This is a genomic window from Serratia sp. root2 (genome assembly GCF_031931805.1).
GTDB lineage: Bacteria > Pseudomonadota > Gammaproteobacteria > Enterobacterales > Enterobacteriaceae > Serratia > Serratia inhibens.
Window position 1 is genome coordinate 2725510 of the sequence record NZ_JAUJXB010000001.1, and the last position, 23336, is coordinate 2748845.

Consider the following 23336-nt stretch of genomic DNA (forward strand, 5'->3'; position numbering starts at 1 on the left):
TACTGAGCCTGTGATTACAGTGCTGCTTCGTCTGTTTCGCCGGTGCGAATGCGAATGACACGTTGCAATTCGGCAACGAAAATTTTGCCGTCACCGATTTTACCGGTGTAGGCCGCTTTACTAATGACATCAACCACTTCGTCCAACTGATCGTCGGCGATAGCAATGTCGATTTTGACTTTAGGTAAGAAGTTGACGCTGTATTCCGCTCCGCGATAGAGCTCAGCATGTCCCTTCTGGCGACCAAACCCTTTCACTTCGGTTACGGTCAGCCCCTGAATACCTACAGAGGATAGGGCTTCACGCACGTCCTCCAGCTTGAATGGTTTAATCACCACGGTAACCAGCTTCATATTGCCCCTCCACGAATTAAGCCCAAATTCCCCCTTGGTACGAGTCTTATAAAGCAAAGGCTATGCCACAAATGGATTTGTACGCGAATTCAGCAAATTAACCGATGGGGCGGCGATGCGATGTGCAGCACTAACCCGGCAACCGGCTCACACGCAGAGAACTGTTTAAATATTGCGCACTATTTTGGTGCGTGACGCGTCGAAAAAGTGCAGAGAAAGGGATTTGAAAAGGGTGGATGCCTGTTTGTGGTGCGTGGCAGGAATGATAAAGAAAGGGCCGGTTTTGATTACCGGCCCCCGGGATTATGCGGTTTGCGTTTCTTCGCGGGTGGCGGCTGCCAGCTCCTCGCCTACCAATTGCAGTTGATACATCTGGTAGTAACGCCCCTGCTGCGCCAGCAGTTGCTGATGATTGCCCTGTTCCACTGCCTGACCGCGGTGCAACACCAGAATCGAGTCGGCATCCACAATGGTCGACAAACGGTGAGCAATCACCACCAACGTGGTGTGTTCACGGATCAAACGCAGAGCGCGCTGGATTGCCTGCTCGGTTCCGGAGTCGATGTTGGCGGTCGCCTCGTCGAGGATCAGGATCTGCGGTGCCTGCACCAATACCCTGGCCATTGCCAACAGCTGTTTCTGGCCCACCGACAGGTTGTTGCCCTGCTCGCCCAGACGGGTATGGATGCCCTGCGGGAAGGCACGTACCAACTCTGCCAACTGCACCGTTTCCAGCGCCTGCCAGACCGTCTCTTCACTGATGTTACGCCCCAGAGTGACGTTGGCCAGCACCGATTCGGCAATCACCACCGGATCCTGCTGCACCATCGCCACGCCCTGGCGCAGCGTGCGGTGCGACAGGGTGGACAAGGGGCGCCCATCAAGACGCACTTCACCTTCGTTGACCGGGTAATAGCCCATCAGCAGGTTAGCCAGCGTGCTCTTGCCGCTGCCGGTATGGCCGACCAGCGCCACAAAACCGCGCGAAGGCACCGACAGCGAAATATGTTGCAGCACCTTTTTATCTTCACGGTAAGCGAAGCTCAGGTTGTCGATGTCGATACGACCACTTTCCAACGGGCGATCGTCTGTGCCGTAGCTCTGCTGACTGCGGTCCATCAGCTCGAAAATACGCTCACCGGCCACCACCGCCTGTTGCAGAATCGACTGCTGCGACGTCAGTTCTATCAATGGCTCATTCAGGCGCCCCAGGTAGTTGATAAAGGCATACAGCACGCCGACGCCTATCGCCCCTTCGCCGCTGAAACCGAACAGCATCAGCAGGCCGCAAAGCACCAGAGCCGAAAACAGGCTAAGCAGCGGCCGCAGCAGAAAACCGTCCAGGCGCAGCGTCTGCATACGTGCGGAATAGTGTGAGCGGCTGGCAGCGCTCATGCGCTCGCCAAAGCGGATCTGCTGACGGAACTGCTGGATCACCCCCATGCCGTTGATCACTTCATTAAAACCGTCGTTGATATCTGCCAAATAGCCGCGCATCCGGCGTACGACCGGCGTGCTGTAGTATTGATAAATGCCCATCACCACCAATACCGCAGGGAAGATGCAAATCGCCACCAGCGCCATGCGCCAGTCGAGGCTAAACATCGCCACCAGCATGGCGCCAATCAACGCGGCGCTTTTCAGCACGGTGGAAACCACCATCACATACAGATCTTTAATCACTTCGGTGTCATTGGTCACCCGGGAGATTAACTGCCCGACCGGTTGCGTATCGAAGGCGCTGAGCGGTTGGCGCAGTGCAGCATCCATCACGTCAGTACGCAGACGCTGAACCACCCCTACCGCAGCCTGATTGAACAGTAACGCCTGAAAATAGTGCAGCGCCGCCGCCAACAGCTCCAGCAGAATGTAGGCCGCCGCCAGCCCGCAGACGATCATTAACGGCAATTGGCCTTTGGCGACGTAATTATCGATAAAGTAACTGACCAGAATCGGCCCGGCGACTTCCGCCGCCGCCGCTACCCACAACATCAACACCGCCAGCCCCAGCGGTTTGCGGTAGGGCGACCCATAAGCCAGCAACCGTTTCAGCGTCGGCCACAGCTTTTGCATTTTATTCATCGGCTACTCTCTCCTCGCCGGCTTGCGGCGCTTCATCCAGCGCCGCCTCCAGTTGCTGATAGCGATACATATCGCGATACCAGCCGGGCTGATCCGCCAGTGCGGCATGCTGGCCGCGTTGCGCCACGCCGCCGTGCTGTATCACCAGGATCTCGCTGGCTTCGGTCAATGCCGAAAGTCGGTGCGCGCTGATAATCACCGTGCGGTTCTGCCCCCAACTGCGTAAATTGTGCAGGATCTGATGTTCAGTACGGCCATCCACCGCCGAGAGCGCGTCGTCGAGGATCAGGATCTCCGCATCCAGCAACAGGGCGCGCGCAATGGAAATACGCTGCTTCTGCCCGCCGGAGAGCATTACGCCACGCTCGCCCACTTCGGTTTCATAGCCCTGCGGCAGCCGCAAGATATCTTCGTGCACGCTGGCCAGACGAGCCGCGCGCTCAATCTGCTCCTGCGTCGCCCCCGGCTTGCCCAGCGCGATATTGTTGGCAACGCTGTCCGAAAACAGGAACGGCGTCTGGCTGACCACGGACAGCCTTGAGCGCCAATCGTCAAGCTTCACCTGGGTCAGCGGCATCCCCCGATAACTAATCTGGCCATCATCAATATCAAACTGACGCTGGATCAACGACAACAGCGTCGACTTCCCGGCACCGGTTGGCCCACACAGGCCGAGCATCTGCCCCGGCTCCAGTTTCAGCGCCACGTTGTGCAGCGCCGCGTGTGAATTTCCCGGGTAATGGAATGCCCGGATGTCGACCTCCAGGCTGCCACGCCCGGCCGGCAACATGTTCTCGCCGTCGGTCACCGCCGGCGCTTCCTCCAGCAGGCTGCGAATACGGCCATAGGCTGCGCTGCCGCGTTCCACGATGTTGAACATCCAGGCCAGCGCCAGCATCGGCCAAATCATCAGGCCGAGATACATCACAAAGCTGGTCAATTGGCCGAGCGTCAACGAGCCGTTTACCACCATCCAGCTGCCGCCGCCGATCGCCAGCAGATTGGAAGCACCGATGGCGATATAAATCGTCGGATCAAAACGGGCGTCTATCCGCGCCACATGCATGTTTTTGGCACCGGTTTGGGCGGCGACTTCCGCAAACTGGTTGGACTGGTGATCTTCAAGGCCGAATGCCTTGATCATGCGAATGCTGGTCATGCTTTCCTGAGCCTGATCGTTCAGACTGGAGAACGCCGCCTGCGCCGATTTAAAGCGCTGATGCAACTGATCGCCGTAGTACTTAATCACGATCGCCATGATCGGCATCGGGATCAGCGACAGCAGGGTCAGTTGCCAGCTGATTTGGGTGCTCATCACCACCAGCACCGCCAACCCCATCACCAGTGAATCCACCAGCGTCAGCACCCCTTCACCGGCGGCGAAAACCACCCGATCCACATCATTGGTGGCGCGTGCCATCAGATCACCGGTGCGGTGACGCAAATAAAAAGCCGGGTTCTGCCGGCTGAGCTGGCGATAGAAGTTCTCGCGCAGTTCAACGGCGAGTTGATAAGAAGCACCAAACAGCAGCACCCGCCACACGTAGCGCAGCAGGTAAACAATCACGGCAGTGCCGAGCATCAACCCCAGCCAGGCCATCAGCACGCCGGCAGACATCTGTTTTTCGGTGACGCCGTCGACAATGATGCCCACCAGCTTGGGCGGCAACAGTTGCAGTATGGCAATGACGATCAGCAGCACCACCGCCCCCAAGTAGCGGCGCCACTCGCGGCGGAAATACCAGCCGATTTGAGCAAATAATCTCACGCAGTTTTATTCCAGGATAATGTAGTCGATTTTACTCTCGCTCTGACTCAGCAGAGTAGAATACCACCGTTACTTTGCCAGTTTGGTGAACATTTCACTCAGGAACCGGCAGCGCGGTGGTGTATTTGATTTTTTCCATCGCGAAGCTGGAGGTGACGTCGATCAGCCCCGGCACGCCGTTCACCAGGCGCTTGTAAAAGCTGTCGTAACTCTTCATGTCCGCCACTTCCACCTGCATCAGGTAATCGTACTCTCCCGCCATGCGATAAAACGCCAGCACCTCTGGCATTTGTTGGGTCAGTTGCACGAACTTCTGATACCACTCGCTGCTGTGCTGCTGGGTTTTGATCAGCACAAACGCCGTCAGCCCCAGGCCCAGCTTTTCGTTATCCAGCAACGCGACACGCCCACGGATGTAGCCTTCATCTTCCAGCCGCTTCAGCCTTTTCCAGCAGGGCGTCGACGTCAGATTGACCGCGTCGGCCAGCGCCTGCAGCGACTGCGTGCAGTCCTGTTGCAACATGCACAGTAATTTACGGTCTGTTTTATCTAACATATCGCCAACCAGGAGAAAATTTTTCTCCCATTAGGCGATTAAACAGGAAAAATGGCAATCTTTTTTTCCCTGCGACAGGCTATGCTACGCGGTAAACAAGCCCCCTATTCTGAGGCCAGATGATGACAACTTCTTGGGTAAAATATGCGATCGGCGAAATAGAAGCGGATTTCCAACGCTCCGCCGACACGCACCTGATCCGCCTGAACCTGCCTGAATTTCCCGGTATCTGCCTGTACCTGAAAGACGAAAGCACTCACCCGACCGGCAGCCTGAAACACCGGTTGGCCCGCTCGCTGTTCCTGTACGGGTTATGCAACGGCTGGATCACCGAAAACACCACGATTATCGAGGCGTCTTCCGGCAGTACGGCGGTATCCGAAGCCTACTTTGCCCGACTGATTGGTCTGCCGTTTATTGCCGTGATGCCGTCCTGCACCGCACGCCGCAAGGTTGAGCAAATCGCCTTCTACGGCGGCCGCTGCCACTTTGTCGACCATGCTGCGCAAATTTACGCCGCCTCCGAACAGTTGGCGAAAGAGCTTAACGGCCACTATATGGATCAGTTCACCTACGCCGAGCGTGCAACCGACTGGCGCGGGAACAACAACATCGCCGACAGTATCTTCCGCCAGATGGCGCGCGAGCCCTTCCCGATTCCCAAACATATTGTGATGAGCGCCGGCACCGGCGGCACCTCAGCAACCCTGGGCCGCTATATTCGCTATCAAGGGCACGACACGCGCCTGACGGTGGTCGATCCGGAAAACTCGGTGTTCTACGATTGTTTCCACCAGCGTGACCGCACCATTATCGGCAGTTGCGGTAGCCGGATCGAAGGCATTGGCCGCCCGCGCGCCGAGCCTTCATTTATTCCGTCGGTGGTCGACGCTATGCTGCGCGTACCGGATGCGGCCAGCGTCGCCACCATCCACTGGCTGGAAAAGGTCCTGGGGCGCAAAGTAGGCGCATCCACCGGCACCAATGTGTGGGGCGCGCTGCAATTGGCGAAGCAAATGCGCGAAAGGGGTGAGCAGGGGTCGATCGTCACCTTGCTGTGCGACAGTGGCGAACGCTATCTGGATACCTATTACAACCCCGAGTGGGTAAGCAACAATATCGGTGACCTGACGCTCTGGCTGGCGCAACTGGAAGATTTGTAATCAGCGACAATCCCCAATGGATTTCAAGTTGCAGCCAGGCGGCAAAGGCGAGAATACCCAAGAGCTTACTCAAGTAAGTGACTGGGTTGAACGCATGCAGCCAACAACGCTACGGCTTGAAAGATGCAGGGGATAAAAAAAGCCGGGTAAGTCATACCCGGCCGGCTGTAAAAATAAAACCTCATAATTCGGGGGAATAGGTGAGGTAAGGTGAACGCAGCCAATGTTGCAAATAGTGAGCCACCGCCTGCTGTTCGCAGTGGCCGATAACCTGTAGCTGGGGCAACAGCGACTTCAACTGCGGCAAGGCGTTGCCCATCACCACGCCGTGCCCCACCGTCGCCAGCATCTCCTTATCGTTCATCGCATCGCCAAACGCCATGCAGTCCGCCATCGTTATACCCAGGTGGCGGCTCAGCGTATCTAACGCCGTACCCTTGTTGCAGCCTAGCGGCAGCACTTCCAGGCACTCGTAGGCGGAAAAACAGAGATCGGCCGTTCCGCCCAGATGCGCCTGGAGTTGCAGCTGCAACTCAAGTAACTCCTCATGCGGTGCGATAAAACACACTTTGCTGTTGCCGAATGCCGGCAACCTGCGCAGTTCCGCCAGCTGGAACCGAAAACCACTCAGGTGATGCGCCCGCAGCATCTCGTCCGGCACCGCGAATTCCGTCATCCAGCCTTCATCACGAAAAACATGCATGCTGGCCTCGGTGCGCCAGTGGGTATGCAGCACCTCTTCGGCAATATCGGCAGGCAAATCGGTAGCGTGCAATTGCCGCCCCTGATTATCATAAACCCGGGTGCCGTTACCGGTAATCAGATAGCCCTGCAGGCCAAGTTGCGCCATGATCGGCTGCGCATCAAGGTAGTGCCGCCCGGTGGCAAAGGTCACGATCATGTCCCGTTCAACCAATTGCTTCAGTACCGTCAGGGTTTCCGATCCGACCCGGTGATCCGGCGTCAGCAAAGTGCCATCCATATCAAAAGCCGCCAGACGATACATAAAGACCTCGTGAATGTGAACGCGATTACAATCATTGCAGTATGGAATGGTATTTGCGGAAGTAATAGTGAACAATTCCGCAAAACTGTTCCGGATTTCTATCATGCGCCTGACTCACCGCCTCAGCCAATATCAACGCCTGTATCAGCAACTCGGCAGTGCGCCGGTGGCGATCACCATCGGCGAGCTGGCGGCGCTGTTCTATTGCAGTGAACGCCATGCCCGCACGCTGGTGCAGCAGTTGCAGGATCAGGGCTGGCTAAGCTGGCATTCACAGGCCGGACGCGGCAAACGTGCCCGCCTTCATTGCCTGAAAACTCCTGATGAACTGCGTGCCGCTCTTTTGCAACGGCTGTTGCATAATGGCGATCATCGGGGCGCGCTGGAAATGGCGCAGTTGGACCCACAGCATCTGCAAGAATTACTCAGCCCGCACCTCGGTGGCCAATGGCAAGCGGGCAGCCCGACGCTACGTATCCCCTACTATCGTACGCTGGAAACCCTGGATCCGCTGACCCTCACCGGCCGCGCCGAGCAGCATCTGGTCGCCACTCTGCATGCCGGATTGACGCGCTTTATGACCGGCAATCCTGTGCCTCAACCGGATCTGGCTCATCACTGGCAAATCAGCGAGGACGGCCTGCGCTGGCAGTTTTTCCTGCGCAGCCAGTTACGTTGGCATAACGGCGAACCGCTGACCGGGCAGCAACTGTTGCAAACGCTGGGGAAATTGCTCCAGCATCCCCGCAGCCAGCCAAGCCTGGCCAGCGTTGCCGCCATCAGCCTGCCGCATGCGCTGTGCATCCAGTTTGATCTGCTGCGCCCGGACTACTGGCTGGCGCACCGGCTGGCAGAGCTGCCTTGCCTGCTGACCCACCCAGACTCTCCAGGCATTGGCGCCGGCCCCTTTAAGTTGACGTTAAACGAGCCTCATCTGGTGCGCCTGGAACAGCATTCGTTTTACCATTTGCAGCATCCTTATCTGGAAAGTATTGAGTATTGGATCACCCCGGAACTGCATGCCGGTAGCGCTTACACCAGTTGCCAACATCCGGTGCGTATTACCATCGGCCCGCAGGAAGAGCTGGCGCTGGCCCGGCCGGTACAACGCAGTATGAGCCTGGGCTGGTGCTATCTGGCGGTTAATCTGAAGCGTGGCGTGCTCAGTGAAGCGCAGGGGCAAAAACTGCTGATGCTAATCCAGCAATCCGGCCTGCTGGCCACCCTGCCGGTGCCCAACAGCGTCATCACTCCCAGCCATGAGATGCTGCCCGGCTGGTCAATCCCGCTGCATCAGACCACCGAGGATATTGCCCTGCCCGCCAGGCTGACGCTGCTGTACCGGCCGCCGGTAGAGCTGGAGACAGTCACGGTGGCGCTGCAACAGTTGCTGGCGCGCCATGGCTGTGAGCTGGAAGTGCGTTACTACGCGGGCAAACGCTGGCAAAGCGCAGAACAAATCGAGCAAGCCGATCTCCTGCTGGCGGATAACCTGATTGGCGAATCGCCAGAGGCCACGCTGGAAAGCTGGTTGCGGCAAGATACGCTGTGGCGTGGCATTTTGCCTGACTCACGCTGGCGAGATCAGCAACAAAGGTTGCAACGGATCCAGCAACTTCCCGCGCAGCAACCGCGTTTTGAGCAATTGAAAGCCTACTACCAGCAGTTGATGGCCGCGGCAATCATCACTCCCTTGTTTCACTATCAGTATCAAATCAGCGCGCCGCCGCGCATTCATGGCGTCACCCTGACCGCCTACGGCTGGTTTGATTTCTGCCAGGCCTGGCTGCCACCGCCGGTGGAAAACCAGCAGCCACCTTCTTAACGATGAGCATGCGCAACCGCTACGATATGCGGCCATTTCTGCTACCCTAGTTGCCGCACGCATTTTTATTCGGCCGCCCGAGCATGTATCGGGTCTGGCTTCAGCCATAAAATAAGGTGATTTTATGAAACGCGCGGTTGTCGTTTTCAGCGGTGGACAAGACTCCACGACCTGCTTGATTCAGGCATTGCAGCAGTACGATGAAGTGCATTGCATCACGTTCGATTACGGCCAGCGTCACCGCGCCGAAATCGAAGTCGCTCAGGCGCTGTCGGTGGCGCTTGGCGCCAAAGCGCATAAGGTACTGGACGTAGGCTTGCTCAACGAGCTGGCTATCAGCAGCCTGACCCGTGACAACATTCCGGTGCCTGTTTACGACAGCGAGCAGGAAGGCGGGCTGCCAAGCACTTTCGTACCGGGCCGTAATATTCTGTTCCTGACGCTGGCCGCAATCTATGCCTACCAGGTGGAAGCCGAAGCCGTGATCACCGGCGTTTGTGAAACGGACTTTTCCGGTTACCCGGATTGCCGCGACGAATTTGTCAAAGCGCTGAATCACGCCGTGGTACTCGGCATCGCCCGCGATATTCGCTTCGAAACGCCGCTGATGTGGCTGAACAAAGCAGAGACCTGGGCGCTGGCGGATTACTATCAGCAGTTGGAGCGGGTGCGCCAGGATACCCTGACCTGCTACAACGGTATCCAGGGCGATGGCTGCGGTGAATGCGCTGCCTGCCATTTGCGCGCCAACGGTCTGAAGCAATATCAAATCAACAAAGCCGAAGTGATGGCGAGCCTGAAACAGAAAACCGGCCTGGCCTGAGTGTACATACCCTACATAATTCGAGTGGCATCGTGGCGGCAAGCAAATGCATCCTGACGATGCTTACTCAAGTAAATGATTCGGGTAAGCATGCGCAGCCAACAAGGATGCCGCATGAAGTATGAGGTATGACGGCGGCAAAGATTGCCGCTCGACGCTTTACTGATTATCCGGTTGCGTGAGCACCTGCAGGTGTTCGCGCAGTTGCCCCTCAATCGGCAACGCCCGTTGGGTTTTCAGATCGACACAGACGAAGGTCAGTAGCGCATCCGCAACCAGCGTGCCCGTTGCATCCTGCGTCACCTTCTGGCTTAGCACACCGCTTTTGCCGTTAAGCTGCACCATCTGGCTGTCGATGCGCAGCTTGTCCCCCAGTACCGCCGGAGTGCGGTAATTGATATTGATGTTCACCACGATAAAGGCGATGTTGTTTTCCGTCATCCAACGGAAGCCTTCATGGTTCTCCAGCCAATCCCAGCGCGCCTCCTCCAGAAACTCCAGATAGCGGGCATTATTAACATGTTGGTAAACATCAAGATGATAACCACGAACTTTGATAAAGGTATGATGCATAGGGAACGGCCGCTCCAGCCTGGTGATTACAGAATAAAGCGGGGGCGGCATACTGCCCCCGCACCCGTTTGGTCAACATGCCAAACTGGTAAGACCTGTAAAATGTAGCAGAGGGAAAAGGCTGCCATGGCACTTTGCCACGCAGCCGTGAACAGCATCACATTTTGAGTCGTGCGCGATTCCTTTCAAACAGCGCAGACCCAATGCCCGGCACTTCCTGAAGCTGTTCTATCTGCGTAAACGGACCATTCTGCTCACGATAGCGCACAATGCTCTCCGCTTTCTTCAGCCCTACTCCCTTCAACACACTGGCCAGTTGCTCGGCATCGGCCTGATTGATGCTGACTGACGCTTCATCATCGACGACAACCTCACTTCCTTGCCCTGTATTCACCGCCGGCGCAGATAATACCGGCGGCGTAGCCCCCGCTTTTTCCACGGCGGCCATAGACGGCCCCGCCAGGCAAATCAGGGCAGCCGTCAACAGCGCTTTGAGACTGAAACCATAACCATTAACCGCTTTTATTTCTGTAAGTTGCATGCTGTATCCTCCTTGTGTTTAACAGCATGGCTACCTTGCCGCAGCGGGTGACGATCGGCAATTGGCGGATTTCAGATATGGAAAAGGCCGCGAAAGCGGCCTTTGGTTATTACATTGCGTTGCACAAAAATGCGGTGCTTACTGAGGCTGTTGCTGCTCAGCAGCCCCCATCTTGATCTTGGCTTCTTTACGCAGGCTGGCCAGCAGAGAGTCGAAGGATACGCCGGTCGCCCCCTCTTCCATCTTGCCGACGAAAGTTTTCATTTCTTCAGCCGGCAAGGTGCCTGGGTTAACGGCATCAAGCGCAATCAGCACCACGTTGTCCTGGCGATCTTGCGACATGCCGTAAACCGGTTTGCCTTCCTGCGGATGCGGCAGCGCAAACACGCTCTGCACCAGTTGGCTGTCTTCCGGCGCACGCGCCATCTTCTGCACGCTGCCAAAGCTCAGGCCGGCCGCTTTCATCGCTTCGTCGCCCTTGCCTTGTTTCAGCTCAACCAGCAGCTTCTCACCCTGCAGCTTCGCTTCCTGTTCAGCCTTATTGCGCTTAACCAGCTCGGCGACGCGATCTTTAACCTGGTCGAAAGGTTCAATACCTTCCGGCTTGTGGCCAGAGACGCGGATCACGAAGGCGCGATCGCCATCAACGGTGATCACATCGGAGTTGCTGCCTGGTGAACCCCCCTCGCCAATCAGTGAACCGTCGAAAATCGACTGGATGACCGGTTTAAAGTTCAGCGCTGCCGGAACGTTGTCGCGGGTGAACCATTCGGTTTGTGCCGCTTTCACGCCGGCGGCCTCTTCAGCTGACGCCAGAGACTCGTTGTCGCTGGTAGCGGCTTCGCTCACCTTCTGCTGCAGCGCGTAATAAGCGTCTACCGCTTTCTCTTGCTTAACCTGTTTGGCGATGGCGTCGCGCACTTCGCTCAACGGCTTCACTTTCTCCGGTGCGATGTCGTTCAGACGCACCACCAGATAACCTACGGAGGATTTCACTACGCCGGAAAGCTGGCCTTTTTCGGTCAGGTTAGCCTGCTTTAGCTCATCTGCGGTAGTTTCCGGCTCCAGCCAACCCAGCTCACCGCCGGTGCGGCGCGAGATGATGTCCGTGGATTTTTCTTTCGCCAGGGTGGCGAAATCGCCGCCTTTTTTCAGCTCATCCAACACCGCATTGGCTTCCGCCTCGGTTTTCAGCTGGATTACGCTGTAATTTTTGCGCTCAGGCTGGCCGTAGCTGCTTTTGTGCTGGTCGTAGTAGGCGCTGATATCCGCATCTGCCACCGTCACCTTGTCTTGCATCGAGGCGGCGTCCATCGGGATGTAGCTCACTTTGACCTGTTCCGGCGCAATAAAGCTGTTCTTGTTTTGGCTGTAATAGTCTTTCAGCTCGTCGTCGGTCACGGTCTGTTTAGCCTGCAGCGCTTTCAGATCCAGGGTCGCCAGACGGACATTGCGCTCCTGCAGCACCAGAGCAGCCATGCCCTGTGATTCGGATGGCAACACGAAGCCTGATTGGCCGAAGGCCTGGATCACCTGCTGGTTAACCAGCTGCTGGCGCATTGACTGCGCGAAGTTGTCGGCGGTGTATCCCATGCGGCTAATCAAATCGAGATATTTGGCGTTATCGAACTGGCCGTTAGTCTGGAAATAAGGCGCCTTGCGGATAGCTTCTTTCACCTGATCGTCGCTGACGCTCAGGCCTAATTTTTTGGCGTATTGGTCCAGCAGCATATTGTCGATCAACTGTGACAGTGCCTGATGGCGCATCTGCTGCATATAACCTTCGTTGCCCGCCAGTGCGGAGAACTGGTCACCCAACTGTTGCTGCATACGGCTGCGTTCGCTTTGGAAAGCCTGTTCCAGCTGAGCGCGCTCGATCACCTGGCCATTGACCTTCGCTGCATAATCACCGGCACTCCCCTGATAGCTGACCACCCCAGTCAAAAGAAATGACAAAATGATTAGGCCCAGGATGATTTTGAGCACGACGTGATTAGCTGCCGCGCGTAAATTGTCCATCATAGTGTGACAACACTCCGCTGTGATGTGGATTAAAAACACCCTTGTGCAGGCGCGTTCCCTGCGACAAAAATAAAAAAAGCGCATCATTCTGATGCGCCTTATATCTTACCTTACCAGCACCGTTGCGTCAGGTGATTGTTTATTACAAAACCCTGCGACGCTAATCGGTTAGACGCAAACAATCAATTTACTGCGTCTTTCAGCGCTTTCCCTGCACGGAAGGCCGGAACTTTGGCTGCCGCGATTTTGATCTCTTTACCTGTTTGCGGGTTACGGCCAGTACGGGCCGAACGCTCACGCACTGTAAAAGAACCGAAACCAACCAGGGCCACGTCATCCCCTTCCTTCAAGGATTCGGTAACAGAAGCAATTACTGCATCTAAAGCACGTCCAGCTGCCGCTTTGGAAATATCAGCACCTGCGGCAATTTTGTCGATCAGTTGTGACTTATTCACTCTATCATCCCCTCTAGAATTCAATCGTCGCACCGAAAAATCCCTACGGTGGCGACAGCGCAGCTGTTATATCAATCCCATCGAGCCTTGGCAAGCCACCGCAAGCGTGGCAAAACACGGGCCGACAGCTTTCTAACTTAGCGGTACAAAAAAAGACTGGCAAGTCCGAAATGACTTGCCAGCATAAGTTTTATCAATGGTTTTTGCTATTCGTCACTATTTTGCCGCTACCGGCAGTGCGCCGAAGGCCGGGTTTTGCAACGCAAGGTTCAAAACTTCATCAATTCGCTGCACCGGATGAATATCCAGATCTGCGATGACATTATCTGGGATCTCTTCCAGATCGCGCTTGTTCTCATAGGGGATCAGCACGGTTTTGATGCCGCCGCGATGCGCCGCCAACAGTTTTTCTTTCAGACCACCGATAGGTAACACCTGACCGCGCAGCGTGATCTCACCGGTCATCGCTACGTCGGCGCGAACCGGGTTGCCCGTCAGGCAGGAAACCAACGCTGTGCACATTGCAATACCGGCGCTTGGGCCATCTTTCGGCGTCGCGCCTTCCGGCACGTGCACATGGATGTCACGTTTCTCGTAAAAATCAGCGTTGATGCCCAGTTTATCCGCACGCGCGCGCACCACAGTCAGCGCCGCCTGAATCGATTCCTGCATCACTTCGCCCAGAGAACCGGTGTAGGTCAGCTTGCCTTTGCCCGGCACGCAGGCGGTTTCGATGGTCAGCAGGTCACCGCCCACTTCCGTCCACGCCAGACCGGTAACCTGGCCTACGCGGTTTTCGGTGTCCGCACGACCGTAGTCAACGCGCTGCACGCCCAAATAGTCTTTCAGGTTGTCGCCGTTGATCTCGATATGCTTGATCTTCTTGTCCATCAGCAGCGCTTTTACCGCTTTACGGCACAGTTTGGAGATTTCACGCTCCAGGCTACGTACCCCGGCTTCACGGGTGTAGTAGCGGATAATGCCGGTGATGGCGCTGTCGTCGACCGTCAGCTCACCTTTCTTCAGGGCGTTACGCTCAAGTTGCTTCGGCAACAGGTGCTGCTTGGCGATATTGAGTTTCTCGTCCTCGGTATAACCGGACAAACGAATCACTTCCATACGGTCCAACAGCGGCGCAGGAATGTTCATCGAGTTGGAGGTGGCGACGAACATCACGTCGGACAGATCGTAATCCACTTCCAGGTAATGATCGTTAAACGCCACGTTCTGTTCCGGATCCAGCACTTCAAGCAATGCAGAAGCCGGATCGCCGCGCATGTCGGAAGACATCTTGTCGATCTCGTCCAGCAGGAACAGCGGGTTTTTCACCCCAACCTTGGCCATTTTCTGGATCAGCTTGCCCGGCATCGAACCGATATAGGTACGACGGTGACCGCGAATTTCCGCTTCGTCACGCACGCCGCCCAGCGCCATACGCACATACTGGCGGCCGGTCGCTTTGGCGATCGACTGCCCAAGCGAGGTTTTACCCACGCCAGGAGGCCCTACCAGACACAGGATAGGCCCTTTGATTTTGCTTACGCGGCTCTGTACTGCGAGATACTCAAGAATGCGGTCTTTGACGCGTTCCAGGCCGTAGTGATCGATATCGAGCACTTCCTGCGCCTTGATCAGGTCCTTTTTCACCTTGCTGCGTGCATTCCAGGGTACCTGCAACATCCAATCGATGTAACCGCGCACCACCGTCGCTTCCGCAGACATCGGTGACATCATTTTCAACTTTTGCAGTTCCGCTTCGGTTTTTTCACGCGCGTCTTTCGGCATTTTCGCCGCTTCGATCTTGCGTTTCAGCGCTTCGTGTTCGTCCGGCGCGTCGTCCATCTCGCCCAATTCTTTCTGAATCGCTTTCATTTGCTCATTCAGATAGTACTCGCGCTGGCTTTTTTCCATCTGTTTCTTGACGCGGTTACGGATACGCTTCTCGACCTGCAACAGGTCGATTTCCGATTCCATCATCGCCATCAGGTATTCCAGACGCTCGGTGATGTCGAACATCTCGAGTACCGACTGCTTGTCGCTGAGTTTCAGCGGCATGTGCGCGGCGATGGTATCCGCCAGGCGTGCAGCATCGTCGATGCTGTTCAATGACGTCAGCACCTCCGGTGGAATTTTCTTGTTCAGTTTGATGTAACCTTCAAACTGATTGATTGCCGTGCGCACCAGGACTTCTTGTTCACGCTCGTCGATCGCCGGTGACTCAAGGTATTCCGCCTGGGCGGCAAAATGCTCTCCGCTATCTGAAAGCGTAGTAATACGTGCCCGCTGCAGGCCTTCCACCAGCACTTTTACCGTGCCATCTGGCAGTTTCAGCATCTGCAAGATAGACGCGACTGTGCCGACAGAGAACAAATCGTTAATGCCAGGTTCATCCGTTGAGGCCTCTTTCTGTGCCACCAGCATGATCTTTTTATCATGATCCATTGCTGCTTCGAGGCACCGAATTGATTTTTCCCGGCCAACAAATAACGGGATCACCATGTGCGGATAAACCACCACGTCGCGCAACGGCAACACGGGGATTTCAATGCGTTCGGAACGCTCAGGGTTCATAGAGCTCTCTCTTAGTTTAGTTTCCGCCAGGTTGAGGGGAATCTCATGAGACGCAAGCATCAAACGTTTCATAAAATCTGGTTAATGAGTATATGGGGATGAATCTCTGACATTCAACGGCCAGAACGCAGGAAAAAGAAATGGGGGATAAAATCCCCCATTTTGATATTAACTTTCTGGTTTGATTGGCTAATTATTCGCCTGAAGCCTGCGCTTCCGGTTTGCCGTAAATCAACAGAGGTTTGGACTGGCCCGCGATGACCGATTCGTCAATCACCACTTTGTCGACGCTGTCCATTGACGGCAGATCGTACATGGTGTCCAACAGCGCGCCTTCAACGATAGAACGCAGACCGCGTGCACCGGTTTTGCGCGCCATGGCCTTCTTGGCGATGGCGTTCAGCGCTTCATCACGGAACTCCAGCTCCACGCCTTCCAGGTTGAACAATGCCTGATACTGTTTGGTCAGGGCATTTTTCGGCTCTTTCAGGATCTGAATCAATGCATCTTCGCTCAGTTCGCTCAGCGTCGCGACCACAGGCAGACGACCGATGAACTCAGGGATCAGGCCAAACTTGATCAGATCTTCCGGCTCGGCCTGCAGCAGCAGTTCACCTTCGGTCGCTTTCTCGGACTCGCCCTTCACGGTCGCACCGAAGCCGATACCGGAACCGGTATTGACTCGCTGACCGATCACTTTATCCAGACCGGCAAAGGCGCCGCCACAGATAAACAGGATTTTCGAGGTATCGACCTGCAAGAATTCCTGCTGCGGATGCTTGCGGCCACCCTGCGGTGGAACGGCGGCAATGGTGCCTTCGATCAGTTTCAACAGCGCCTGCTGCACGCCCTCGCCCGACACGTCACGGGTAATCGACGGGTTGTCTGACTTACGGGAAATCTTATCGATTTCATCGATGTAGACGATGCCGCGCTGCGCTTTTTGCACGTCGTAGTCACACTTCTGCAACAGCTTCTGGATAATATTCTCTACGTCTTCCCCCACATACCCGGCTTCGGTCAACGTGGTGGCATCGGCCATGGTGAAAGGCACATCCAGGAAACGCGCCAGCGTTTCCGCCAACAAGGTTTTACCGCTACCGGTCGGGCCAATCAGCAGAATGTTGCTTTTCCCCAACTCGATGCCGTTGCTGCTATCGCCATTGCGCAGGCGCTTGTAGTGGTTGTATACCGCTACTGCCAGCACTTTCTTCGCCTGCTCCTGACCGATGACATAGTCATCCAGGTGGTGACGGATCTCATGTGGCGTCGGCAGCGCGCTACGCTCACGATGCGGGGAAACTTCTTTAATCTCTTCGCGAATAATGTCGTTACACAGGTCAACACATTCATCGCAGATATACACTGACGGACCGGCAATCAGCTTACGCACTTCATGCTGGCTTTTGCCGCAGAAAGAGCAATACAGCAGCTTTCCTGAACCGTCTTTGCGCTTATCTGTCATCAGTAAACCTCTTCTTTAGTCTTTGTCCCGCAGGAAAATCACGGCGGAAGTGCGCCCAAAACTCATACCGGGAACGCCGATAATGCTCACCAGAGCGAGCCGCGCCCACTCTGATTACTATAGTCTATCGGCTCGCACATATACCTCGCCAGCCGCGTGGTTCTAGCTGCGGTGCGTCAGAATTCCGTCAACCAGACCGTATTCTACCGCTTCTTCCGCGGTCATAAAGCGATCGCGCTCGGTATCGCGTTCGATCTGCTCCAGCGTCTGGCCGGTATGTTCCGCCATCAACTCGTTCATGCGCGCCTTCACCTTCAGGATTTCACGCGCATGGATTTCGATGTCCGTCGCCTGGCCCTGATAACCGCCCAGCGGCTGGTGAATCATCACGCGCGAGTTTGGCAGGCAGAAACGTTTACCCTTGGCACCCGCAGTCAGCAGGAAAGAGCCCATCGAGCACGCCTGGCCCATACAAATGGTGCTGACGTCCGGCTTGATGAACTTCATGGTGTCATAGATTGACATGCCTGCGGTGATCACGCCACCCGGAGAGTTGATGTAGAGGAAAATGTCTTTTTCCGGGCTTTCCGCTTCCAGGAACAGCATCTGCGCCACAATCAGGTTGGCCATGTGGTCTTCTACCTGGCCGGTCAGGAAAATAATGCGCTCTTTCAGCAGGCGGGAGTAGATGTCGTAAGAACGCTCCCCGCGTGAAGTCTGCTCTACCACCATAGGCACCAGGGCCATGTTAGGTGCAAATTGATCTCGTTCGCCACTGTATGACATTACCGTCTCCTAATAGAAATTGCCTTGGCGGCCAGGGTTACACCCTATTACACCGATTCTACTTGAGAACGGTCATGATGACTATGCTCAAGCATTCGACCGCGCCACACGTACCCGACGGTTATAATCATCCCGCGCACTCTGGCAAACAGCACATATATATACATTTTACAGATTGGGGCCACTGACGGAATTTCAAGCCCGGCGCAGTATTTTTACCGGCCCGGCTTGTGCGCCAAAACAGCAGTGACGACCATCATGCCAGACGGTCCCAAGCGCAACAGGGTAAATATAGTGCATATTGGCACGCTTAACCTGAGATTAATCAGCAACGTGGCAAAAAGAAAAGCCCGCAACCGAAGGTTACGGGCTTTTTATTACGCAAGGGGCCGGCATGCCTGCCCCGAAGGCGCAACGAGTTGCGCCTCTGCGTACAGACATTACGCCTGTTGAGTCTGGTTCATCAGCTCGCTGAAGGTAGTGGCTTTCTCAGTCACTTTCGCTTTCGCCAGCAGGGCTTCAACCGCTTGTTCTTCCAGAGCAACGTTGCGCATATTGTTCATCAGCTCTTTATTTTTGCTGTAGAACTCAACAACTTCACTTGGATCTTCGTAAGCGGAGGCCATTTCTTCGATCAGGGTCTTAACGCGATCTTCGTCAGCTTTCAGGTCGTGAGTGCTGATAACTTCACCCAGCAGCAGGCCAACAACAACGCGACGTTTCGCCTGCTCTTCGAACAGTTCACGTGGCAGTTCCAGCGCTTGCTTCTCGTTGCCGCCGAAACGTTGTGCAGCCTGACGGCGCAGAACGTCAACTTCGCCGTCGATCAGCGCAGCAGGAACGTCGATGTCGTTAGCGCTGACCAGGCCGTCGATTGCCTGAGTCTTGATACGGTTACGCACTGCGCCTTTCAGCTCGCGCTCCATGTTTTTACGCACTTCGGCACGCAGGCCTTCGATAGAACCATCAGCCACGCCGAAACGCTTGATGAATTCTTCAGTCAGCTCTGGCAGCTCACGCTCTTCCACTTTCTTCAGAACGATAGCGAATTTAGCCGCTTTGCCCTTCAGGTTTTCAGCGTGGTAATCGTCCGGGAAGTTAACGTCGATGACGAATTCTTCACCGGCTTTATGACCAACCAGACCTTCTTCGAAACCTGGGATCATGCGGCCCTGGCCCATGGCCAGTACGAAGTCAGAAGCTTTGCCGCCTTCGAACACTTCGCCGTCGATAGAACCGGTGAAGTCAACGGTCACGCGGTCTTCAGCCTGCGCTGCGCGATCGCTGTCTTTCCAGGTCGCCTGCTGCTTACGCAGAGTGTCCAGCATGGTGTCAACGTCAGCGTCGTTGACTTCAACCACCGGCTTCTCAACTTCGATGGCATCCAGGCCTTTCAGCTCAACTTCCGGATACACTTCGAATTCAACCGCGAAAGTGAAGTCTTCACCTTCTTTATACTCGCCCGGCACGTAGTTTGGTGCGCCAGCCGGGTTGATCTTTTCTTTGATGATCGCGTCAACAAAGCTGCGCTGCATCGCGTCGCCCAGCACGTCCTGACGAACGGAGGCGCCATAACGCTGCTCAACGATGTTCATCGGCACTTTGCCTTTACGGAAGCCATCGATACGAACGCTTTTTGCCGCGTTGATCAGCTCTTTTTTAACAGCCTGATTAATAGTATCAGCGGGTACAGTAATAGAGAGACGGCGCCCAAGGCCTTGAGTGGTTTCTACAGAAACTTGCATCTTGTTACCTCAAAAAAATCACAGTGCTCGGTCAACTCCGTTCCAAGAACCAGGACGGCTACATTACAGAACCGAATTCCCTGATGACTGAAGCGTCCCGAAACCATTCCGGAAAAATAAGACGCGACATTATAGCGGCGCAAGCGGAGCGAGTCGAGGAAAGCAAGGCGGCAGCGGCGCGCTAAAACTCACACTTTTGCCGATTTGATCGCCAAAAGACCGCCGAAGCCGACCTGGCCTTAGCTGCATTGCGCATCGGCTATGTCGTCGTCAAAAACAGAAACGGCCCGCAGGCCGTTCCAAAATTCGTCAGTAGTAATACCCTAAATCGTGGTTAAAGTTCCACTGATACCGCAAATTTAGCCGTCAGGCCAACGTGCCGGCCCCGCGACAGGGTGGAGAAGCAGGTACAGTATCCTGCAGCCCTTCCCACTCTTTCAGGGTATAAGTATGTAACGCCAGAGCGTGTACGCCATCGGCCAACTCATCCGACAACACGCCGTAAATCGAGCGATGACGCGTCAGGAAACGTTCTCCGACAAAGCGATCGCTGACCAACACCACCTTGAAATGGCTTTCTGAACCCGCCGGAACGTTATGACGATAGCTTTCATCAACGACTTCCAGATACGCGGGCTCAAATGCCGCCCTTAACTTTGCTTCTATTTGCTCGCGAATCATAGGATCTCCTTACTACACCGGCAGAGGACCGTGCCCATCTATTTCAATATTAGCCGGTTTCGCCCCTTTTAGACTATTCATCACGTAAATTTCTCTTCGCCACGCGCAAAAAATGGCCAACATCCGCTATCGCTTGAGCTTTATCTGATTGAGACGACCAAAAAAGCATGTTTTTATCAACGGCAGGTAAAAATTTGTCACTCCGGTGCGTTCTGCGCTTCCCCCGGCCGGCGGCGATGCTATGATGTCGACAATTCGTTGTTGGCTATCCCGCTCTGATTATTCGCTCTGATTATTACAGAAAGTTTACTCAAACCGGCCTCTCTATCATCAGCAGTTTGAGTCGGCTTAAAATCCATCGAGAATGAGACAGTAACTATGTTAAAAAAACTTTGCCTTCCCTTGTTGGCTGCTCTGATGCTGGCCGGCTGCGCTACCAGCAGCAACACCCTGAACGTAACGCCAAAGATCGTACTGCCGCAGCAGGATCCGACCCTGCAGGGCGTAACTATCAGCATTAACGGTGCCGATCAGCGCCAGGACCAGGCGCTGGCGAAAGTGAATCGCGACGGCCAGCTGGTTACGCTTACGCCATCACGCGACCTGCGCTTCCTGCTGCAAGAAGTGCTGGAGAAACAAATGGGCGCGCGCGGTTACATGATCGGCGCCGATGGCGCGGTTGATCTGCAAATCGTGGTGAACAACCTGTATGCGGACGTATCCGAAGGCAACCTGCGTTATAACATCACCACCAAGGCCGATATTTCGATCACCGCTCAGGCGAAGAACGGCAACAAGCAGGTGAAAAACTACCGCTCAACCTATAACGTGCAAGGCGCATTCACAGCGACCAACGAGAAAATCACCAACGCGGTTAACACCGTATTGGGCGACGTTATTGCCGATATGGCGCAAGACACCAGCGTCAACGACTTTATCAAGCAGAACGCGCGTTAATCCGCGAATACCTTGTGCCGTCTGAGCAATCGGGCGGCACAGACAGGGAACTCATGTCGAAACAGTATCTGAATATTTTCACCCAGCGTAACTCCGCCATTCTCCTGCTGCTGGGCTTTGCCTCGGGTTTGCCGCTGGCGCTGACCTCCGGCACGCTGCAAGCCTGGATGACCGTCGAAAACATCGATCTGAAAACCATCGGTATTTTTTCCTTGGTCGGTCAGGCTTACGTGTTCAAATTCCTGTGGTCTCCCTTTATGGACCGCTACACCCCGCCATTCCTGGGGCGACGTCGTGGCTGGTTACTGATCAGTCAGTTGCTGCTGGTCGTGTCGATTGTGGCCATGGGTTTTATGCAGCCGGCAGAGCATCTGTGGTGGCTGGCAGCGTTGGCGGTGCTGGTAGCCTTCTGTTCTGCCTCGCAGGATATTGTTTTTGATGCGTATAAAACCGACCTGCTGAGCGCCGAAGAACGCGGTGCAGGGGCGGCGATATCCGTTCTCGGCTACCGCCTGGCGATGCTGGTTTCCGGCGGATTGGCGCTGTGGCTGGCGGATCGTTACTTCGGTTGGCAATCAACCTATTGGCTGATGGCAGGGCTGATGCTGATTGGCATCGTCGCCACCCTGCTGGCGCCAGAACCGGACGATGGCATTCCGGCACCGCGCTCCATGGAACAGGCGGTAGTCGCCCCGCTGCGTGATTTCTTTGCGCGTAACAATGCCTGGCTGATTTTGCTGCTGATAGTCCTGTACAAAATGGGCGACGCCTTTGCCGGCAGCCTGAGCACCACATTCCTGATCCGCGGCGTAGGCTTCGACGCCGGAGAAGTCGGGCTGGTAAACAAGACTCTCGGTCTGTTCGCCACCATCGTCGGTGCGCTGTTTGGCGGCGTGCTGATGCAACGTCTGAGCCTGTTCCGCGCCCTGATGCTGTTCGGCATCCTCCAGGCGGTTTCCAATCTCGGTTACTGGATCCTGGCGGTCACCGACAAGAACATCATGACCATGGGCAGCGCCATTTTTCTGGAAAATCTGTGCGGCGGTATGGGCACTGCGGCTTTCGTCGCGTTGCTGATGACATTGTGCAACAAGTCGTTTTCCGCCACCCAGTTCGCCCTGCTGTCGGCGCTGTCCGCCGTCGGCCGCGTCTACGTTGGCCCGATTGCCGGTTGGTTCGTTGAAGCCCACGGCTGGCCGCTGTTCTATTTATTCTCGATAGCAGCCGCCCTGCCAGGCCTGCTGCTGCTGCGCGTGTGTCGTCAAACGCTGGAATATACTCAGCGCACGGACAATTTCATGCCGCGTACAGAGTTCCGTCAACTTTACCGCTGGGCGCTGCGTCTGCTGACCCTCGGCTGCTCACTGTTGGCGGTCTGGCTGATTTTGCTGATTACCAACGCGCTCGGCTGGAGTGCCTCGCCGAACCTGGCCGATCTCTTGCTGCAAACTGGCGCCGCACTGAGCCTGGTGGGCATCGCAATGGGCAGCCTGCTTGACTACCTTGCGCTGCGTCGCACCCGGCTGGCCTGATATCGCCGGCCGGTCATAGCACCGGTCGGCAAAAAAGCATCAACGTGATGAGTTTATTTTTCTAAAAAAAACATAATTGCGGTTAAAATTATTTTTTTATCCGAGCAAGACACTCGGAAATAAAATTACCGTCACTTTAAATACACAATTATTTTACATTATATAAACCTTTCCTTCGTATTTAAAATACGTCAGGTTAATCGGCCAAAATCAGCATACCGTTAGTTTTCCTTAACATAGAGTCTGCCCGGCACGATTCAGCGCGCCAACGCGTTGTTGCCATTGGTAAATTGTCACGCTAGGTTACATCTGTGACCCCCTTAACAGAAAGTGTCAACAAGGCGCTGACACTCCCTTAAGCATGTTTACAGTACTGCAACCTTCCCGTAAAATGCCCGCACACATGAAACGACAATAGAGCCTTTGTAATTG

Annotated in this window: 19 protein-coding genes; 5 read left to right on the top strand and 14 right to left on the bottom strand. The window is 55.3% G+C overall.

Annotation, left to right across the window (positions count from 1 at the left end):
* Nucleotides 1-14 precede the first annotated feature (14 nt).
* The 4 genes from glnK to QZQ97_RS12660 all read right to left on the bottom strand — a co-directional run bounded on the left by glnK (nucleotide 15) and on the right by QZQ97_RS12660 (nucleotide 4759).
* The gene (gene glnK / locus QZQ97_RS12645; RefSeq protein ID WP_004949337.1) at nucleotides 15-353 is read right to left on the bottom strand and encodes a P-II family nitrogen regulator; all 339 of its coding nucleotides are present in this window, start codon (nucleotides 351-353) and stop codon (nucleotides 15-17) included.
* Between the two features lie 303 nt (nucleotides 354-656).
* Entirely contained in the window at nucleotides 657-2435 is a 1779-nt protein-coding gene (locus tag QZQ97_RS12650) for a SmdB family multidrug efflux ABC transporter permease/ATP-binding protein (RefSeq protein ID WP_311993686.1), read from the bottom strand.
* On the bottom strand, nucleotides 2428-4203 hold the full coding sequence (locus tag QZQ97_RS12655) for a SmdA family multidrug ABC transporter permease/ATP-binding protein (protein ID WP_311993687.1): 1776 nt from the start codon (nucleotides 4201-4203) through the stop codon (nucleotides 2428-2430). The genes QZQ97_RS12650 and QZQ97_RS12655 overlap by 8 nt, the downstream gene beginning before the upstream one ends.
* A gap of 94 nt (nucleotides 4204-4297) precedes the next feature.
* Nucleotides 4298-4759, bottom strand: coding sequence for an Lrp/AsnC family transcriptional regulator (locus QZQ97_RS12660; protein WP_004949329.1), 462 nt, complete (start codon nucleotides 4757-4759; stop codon nucleotides 4298-4300).
* Nucleotides 4760-4881: 122 nt separating this feature from the next.
* On the opposite strand from QZQ97_RS12660, the gene QZQ97_RS12665 reads away from it, so the two are divergent.
* Nucleotides 4882-5922, top strand: a complete 1041-nt coding sequence (locus QZQ97_RS12665; RefSeq protein WP_311993931.1) for a PLP-dependent cysteine synthase family protein — start codon at nucleotides 4882-4884, stop codon at nucleotides 5920-5922.
* A 181-nt stretch (nucleotides 5923-6103) separates the two neighbouring features.
* On the opposite strand, the gene cof is transcribed toward QZQ97_RS12665, so the two are convergent.
* Nucleotides 6104-6928, bottom strand: coding sequence for an HMP-PP phosphatase (cof, locus tag QZQ97_RS12670; protein WP_311993688.1), 825 nt, complete (start codon nucleotides 6926-6928; stop codon nucleotides 6104-6106).
* 103 nt (nucleotides 6929-7031) lie between these two features.
* Here cof and QZQ97_RS12675 point away from each other — a divergent pair, with 103 nt between their 5' ends.
* Both QZQ97_RS12675 and queC read left to right on the top strand, forming a co-directional pair.
* Nucleotides 7032-8753 (top strand): SgrR family transcriptional regulator, encoded by a 1722-nt coding sequence (locus QZQ97_RS12675; protein ID WP_311993689.1) that lies wholly within the window; start codon nucleotides 7032-7034, stop codon nucleotides 8751-8753.
* Between the two features lie 124 nt (nucleotides 8754-8877).
* Entirely contained in the window at nucleotides 8878-9576 is a 699-nt protein-coding gene (gene queC / locus QZQ97_RS12680; protein ID WP_311993690.1) for a 7-cyano-7-deazaguanine synthase QueC, read from the top strand.
* Nucleotides 9577-9735: 159 nt separating this feature from the next.
* Here queC and QZQ97_RS12685 read toward each other — a convergent pair whose 3' ends face one another.
* The 9 genes from QZQ97_RS12685 to bolA form a co-directional block, all read right to left on the bottom strand.
* A complete protein-coding gene (locus tag QZQ97_RS12685) occupies nucleotides 9736-10149 on the bottom strand; it encodes an acyl-CoA thioesterase (RefSeq protein ID WP_311993691.1) in 414 nt (137 codons plus the stop codon).
* A 157-nt stretch (nucleotides 10150-10306) separates the two neighbouring features.
* Nucleotides 10307-10690 carry a ComEA family DNA-binding protein gene (locus QZQ97_RS12690; protein WP_311993692.1) on the bottom strand — a complete coding sequence of 128 codons (384 nt, stop codon included), beginning with the start codon at nucleotides 10688-10690 and terminating at the stop codon, nucleotides 10307-10309.
* Nucleotides 10691-10828: 138 nt separating this feature from the next.
* Complete coding sequence (ppiD, locus tag QZQ97_RS12695) at nucleotides 10829-12712, bottom strand: peptidylprolyl isomerase (RefSeq protein WP_311993693.1); 1884 nt, start codon at nucleotides 12710-12712, stop codon at nucleotides 10829-10831.
* Nucleotides 12713-12894: 182 nt separating this feature from the next.
* Complete coding sequence (gene hupB, locus QZQ97_RS12700; RefSeq protein ID WP_006319790.1) at nucleotides 12895-13167, bottom strand: nucleoid-associated protein HU-beta; 273 nt, start codon at nucleotides 13165-13167, stop codon at nucleotides 12895-12897.
* 216 nt (nucleotides 13168-13383) lie between these two features.
* Nucleotides 13384-15738: an endopeptidase La gene (gene lon, locus QZQ97_RS12705; protein ID WP_311993694.1), complete on the bottom strand. Its 2355-nt coding sequence runs from the start codon at nucleotides 15736-15738 to the stop codon at nucleotides 13384-13386.
* A 193-nt stretch (nucleotides 15739-15931) separates the two neighbouring features.
* Complete coding sequence (clpX, locus tag QZQ97_RS12710) at nucleotides 15932-17203, bottom strand: ATP-dependent protease ATP-binding subunit ClpX (RefSeq protein ID WP_006319788.1); 1272 nt, start codon at nucleotides 17201-17203, stop codon at nucleotides 15932-15934.
* A gap of 162 nt (nucleotides 17204-17365) precedes the next feature.
* The gene (clpP, locus tag QZQ97_RS12715) at nucleotides 17366-17989 is read right to left on the bottom strand and encodes an ATP-dependent Clp endopeptidase proteolytic subunit ClpP (RefSeq protein WP_006319787.1); all 624 of its coding nucleotides are present in this window, start codon (nucleotides 17987-17989) and stop codon (nucleotides 17366-17368) included.
* Nucleotides 17990-18429: 440 nt separating this feature from the next.
* Nucleotides 18430-19734, bottom strand: coding sequence for a trigger factor (tig, locus tag QZQ97_RS12720; protein ID WP_311993695.1), 1305 nt, complete (start codon nucleotides 19732-19734; stop codon nucleotides 18430-18432).
* A 366-nt stretch (nucleotides 19735-20100) separates the two neighbouring features.
* The gene (gene bolA / locus QZQ97_RS12725; RefSeq protein ID WP_004949296.1) at nucleotides 20101-20415 is read right to left on the bottom strand and encodes a transcriptional regulator BolA; all 315 of its coding nucleotides are present in this window, start codon (nucleotides 20413-20415) and stop codon (nucleotides 20101-20103) included.
* A 378-nt stretch (nucleotides 20416-20793) separates the two neighbouring features.
* On the opposite strand from bolA, the gene QZQ97_RS12730 reads away from it, so the two are divergent.
* Both QZQ97_RS12730 and ampG read left to right on the top strand, forming a co-directional pair.
* Nucleotides 20794-21372, top strand: a complete 579-nt coding sequence (locus tag QZQ97_RS12730; protein WP_006319785.1) for a lipoprotein — start codon at nucleotides 20794-20796, stop codon at nucleotides 21370-21372.
* A 53-nt stretch (nucleotides 21373-21425) separates the two neighbouring features.
* Nucleotides 21426-22904, top strand: a complete 1479-nt coding sequence (gene ampG / locus QZQ97_RS12735; RefSeq protein WP_311993696.1) for a muropeptide MFS transporter AmpG — start codon at nucleotides 21426-21428, stop codon at nucleotides 22902-22904.
* Nucleotides 22905-23336: the final 432 nt, after the last annotated feature.

What these genes read in the sequence shown, in the direction of transcription:
- tig (WP_311993695.1), bottom strand. Translation starts at nt 19,734, where the DNA reads ATGCAAGTTTCTGTAGAAACCACTCAAGGCCTTGGGCGCCGTCTCTCT.
- cof (WP_311993688.1), bottom strand. Translation starts at nt 6,928, where the DNA reads ATGTATCGTCTGGCGGCTTTTGATATGGATGGCACTTTGCTGACGCCG.
- glnK (WP_004949337.1), bottom strand. Translation starts at nt 353, where the DNA reads ATGAAGCTGGTTACCGTGGTGATTAAACCATTCAAGCTGGAGGACGTG.
- lon (WP_311993694.1), bottom strand. Translation starts at nt 15,738, where the DNA reads ATGAACCCTGAGCGTTCCGAACGCATTGAAATCCCCGTGTTGCCGTTG.
- QZQ97_RS12690 (WP_311993692.1), bottom strand. Translation starts at nt 10,690, where the DNA reads ATGCAACTTACAGAAATAAAAGCGGTTAATGGTTATGGTTTCAGTCTC.
- QZQ97_RS12660 (WP_004949329.1), bottom strand. Translation starts at nt 4,759, where the DNA reads ATGTTAGATAAAACAGACCGTAAATTACTGTGCATGTTGCAACAGGAC.
- QZQ97_RS12730 (WP_006319785.1), top strand. Translation starts at nt 20,794, where the DNA reads ATGTTAAAAAAACTTTGCCTTCCCTTGTTGGCTGCTCTGATGCTGGCC.
- bolA (WP_004949296.1), bottom strand. Translation starts at nt 20,415, where the DNA reads ATGATTCGCGAGCAAATAGAAGCAAAGTTAAGGGCGGCATTTGAGCCC.
- QZQ97_RS12685 (WP_311993691.1), bottom strand. Translation starts at nt 10,149, where the DNA reads ATGCATCATACCTTTATCAAAGTTCGTGGTTATCATCTTGATGTTTAC.
- clpP (WP_006319787.1), bottom strand. Translation starts at nt 17,989, where the DNA reads ATGTCATACAGTGGCGAACGAGATCAATTTGCACCTAACATGGCCCTG.
- QZQ97_RS12675 (WP_311993689.1), top strand. Translation starts at nt 7,032, where the DNA reads ATGCGCCTGACTCACCGCCTCAGCCAATATCAACGCCTGTATCAGCAA.
- QZQ97_RS12650 (WP_311993686.1), bottom strand. Translation starts at nt 2,435, where the DNA reads ATGAATAAAATGCAAAAGCTGTGGCCGACGCTGAAACGGTTGCTGGCT.
- ampG (WP_311993696.1), top strand. Translation starts at nt 21,426, where the DNA reads ATGTCGAAACAGTATCTGAATATTTTCACCCAGCGTAACTCCGCCATT.
- QZQ97_RS12665 (WP_311993931.1), top strand. Translation starts at nt 4,882, where the DNA reads ATGACAACTTCTTGGGTAAAATATGCGATCGGCGAAATAGAAGCGGAT.
- clpX (WP_006319788.1), bottom strand. Translation starts at nt 17,203, where the DNA reads ATGACAGATAAGCGCAAAGACGGTTCAGGAAAGCTGCTGTATTGCTCT.
- queC (WP_311993690.1), top strand. Translation starts at nt 8,878, where the DNA reads ATGAAACGCGCGGTTGTCGTTTTCAGCGGTGGACAAGACTCCACGACC.
- ppiD (WP_311993693.1), bottom strand. Translation starts at nt 12,712, where the DNA reads ATGATGGACAATTTACGCGCGGCAGCTAATCACGTCGTGCTCAAAATC.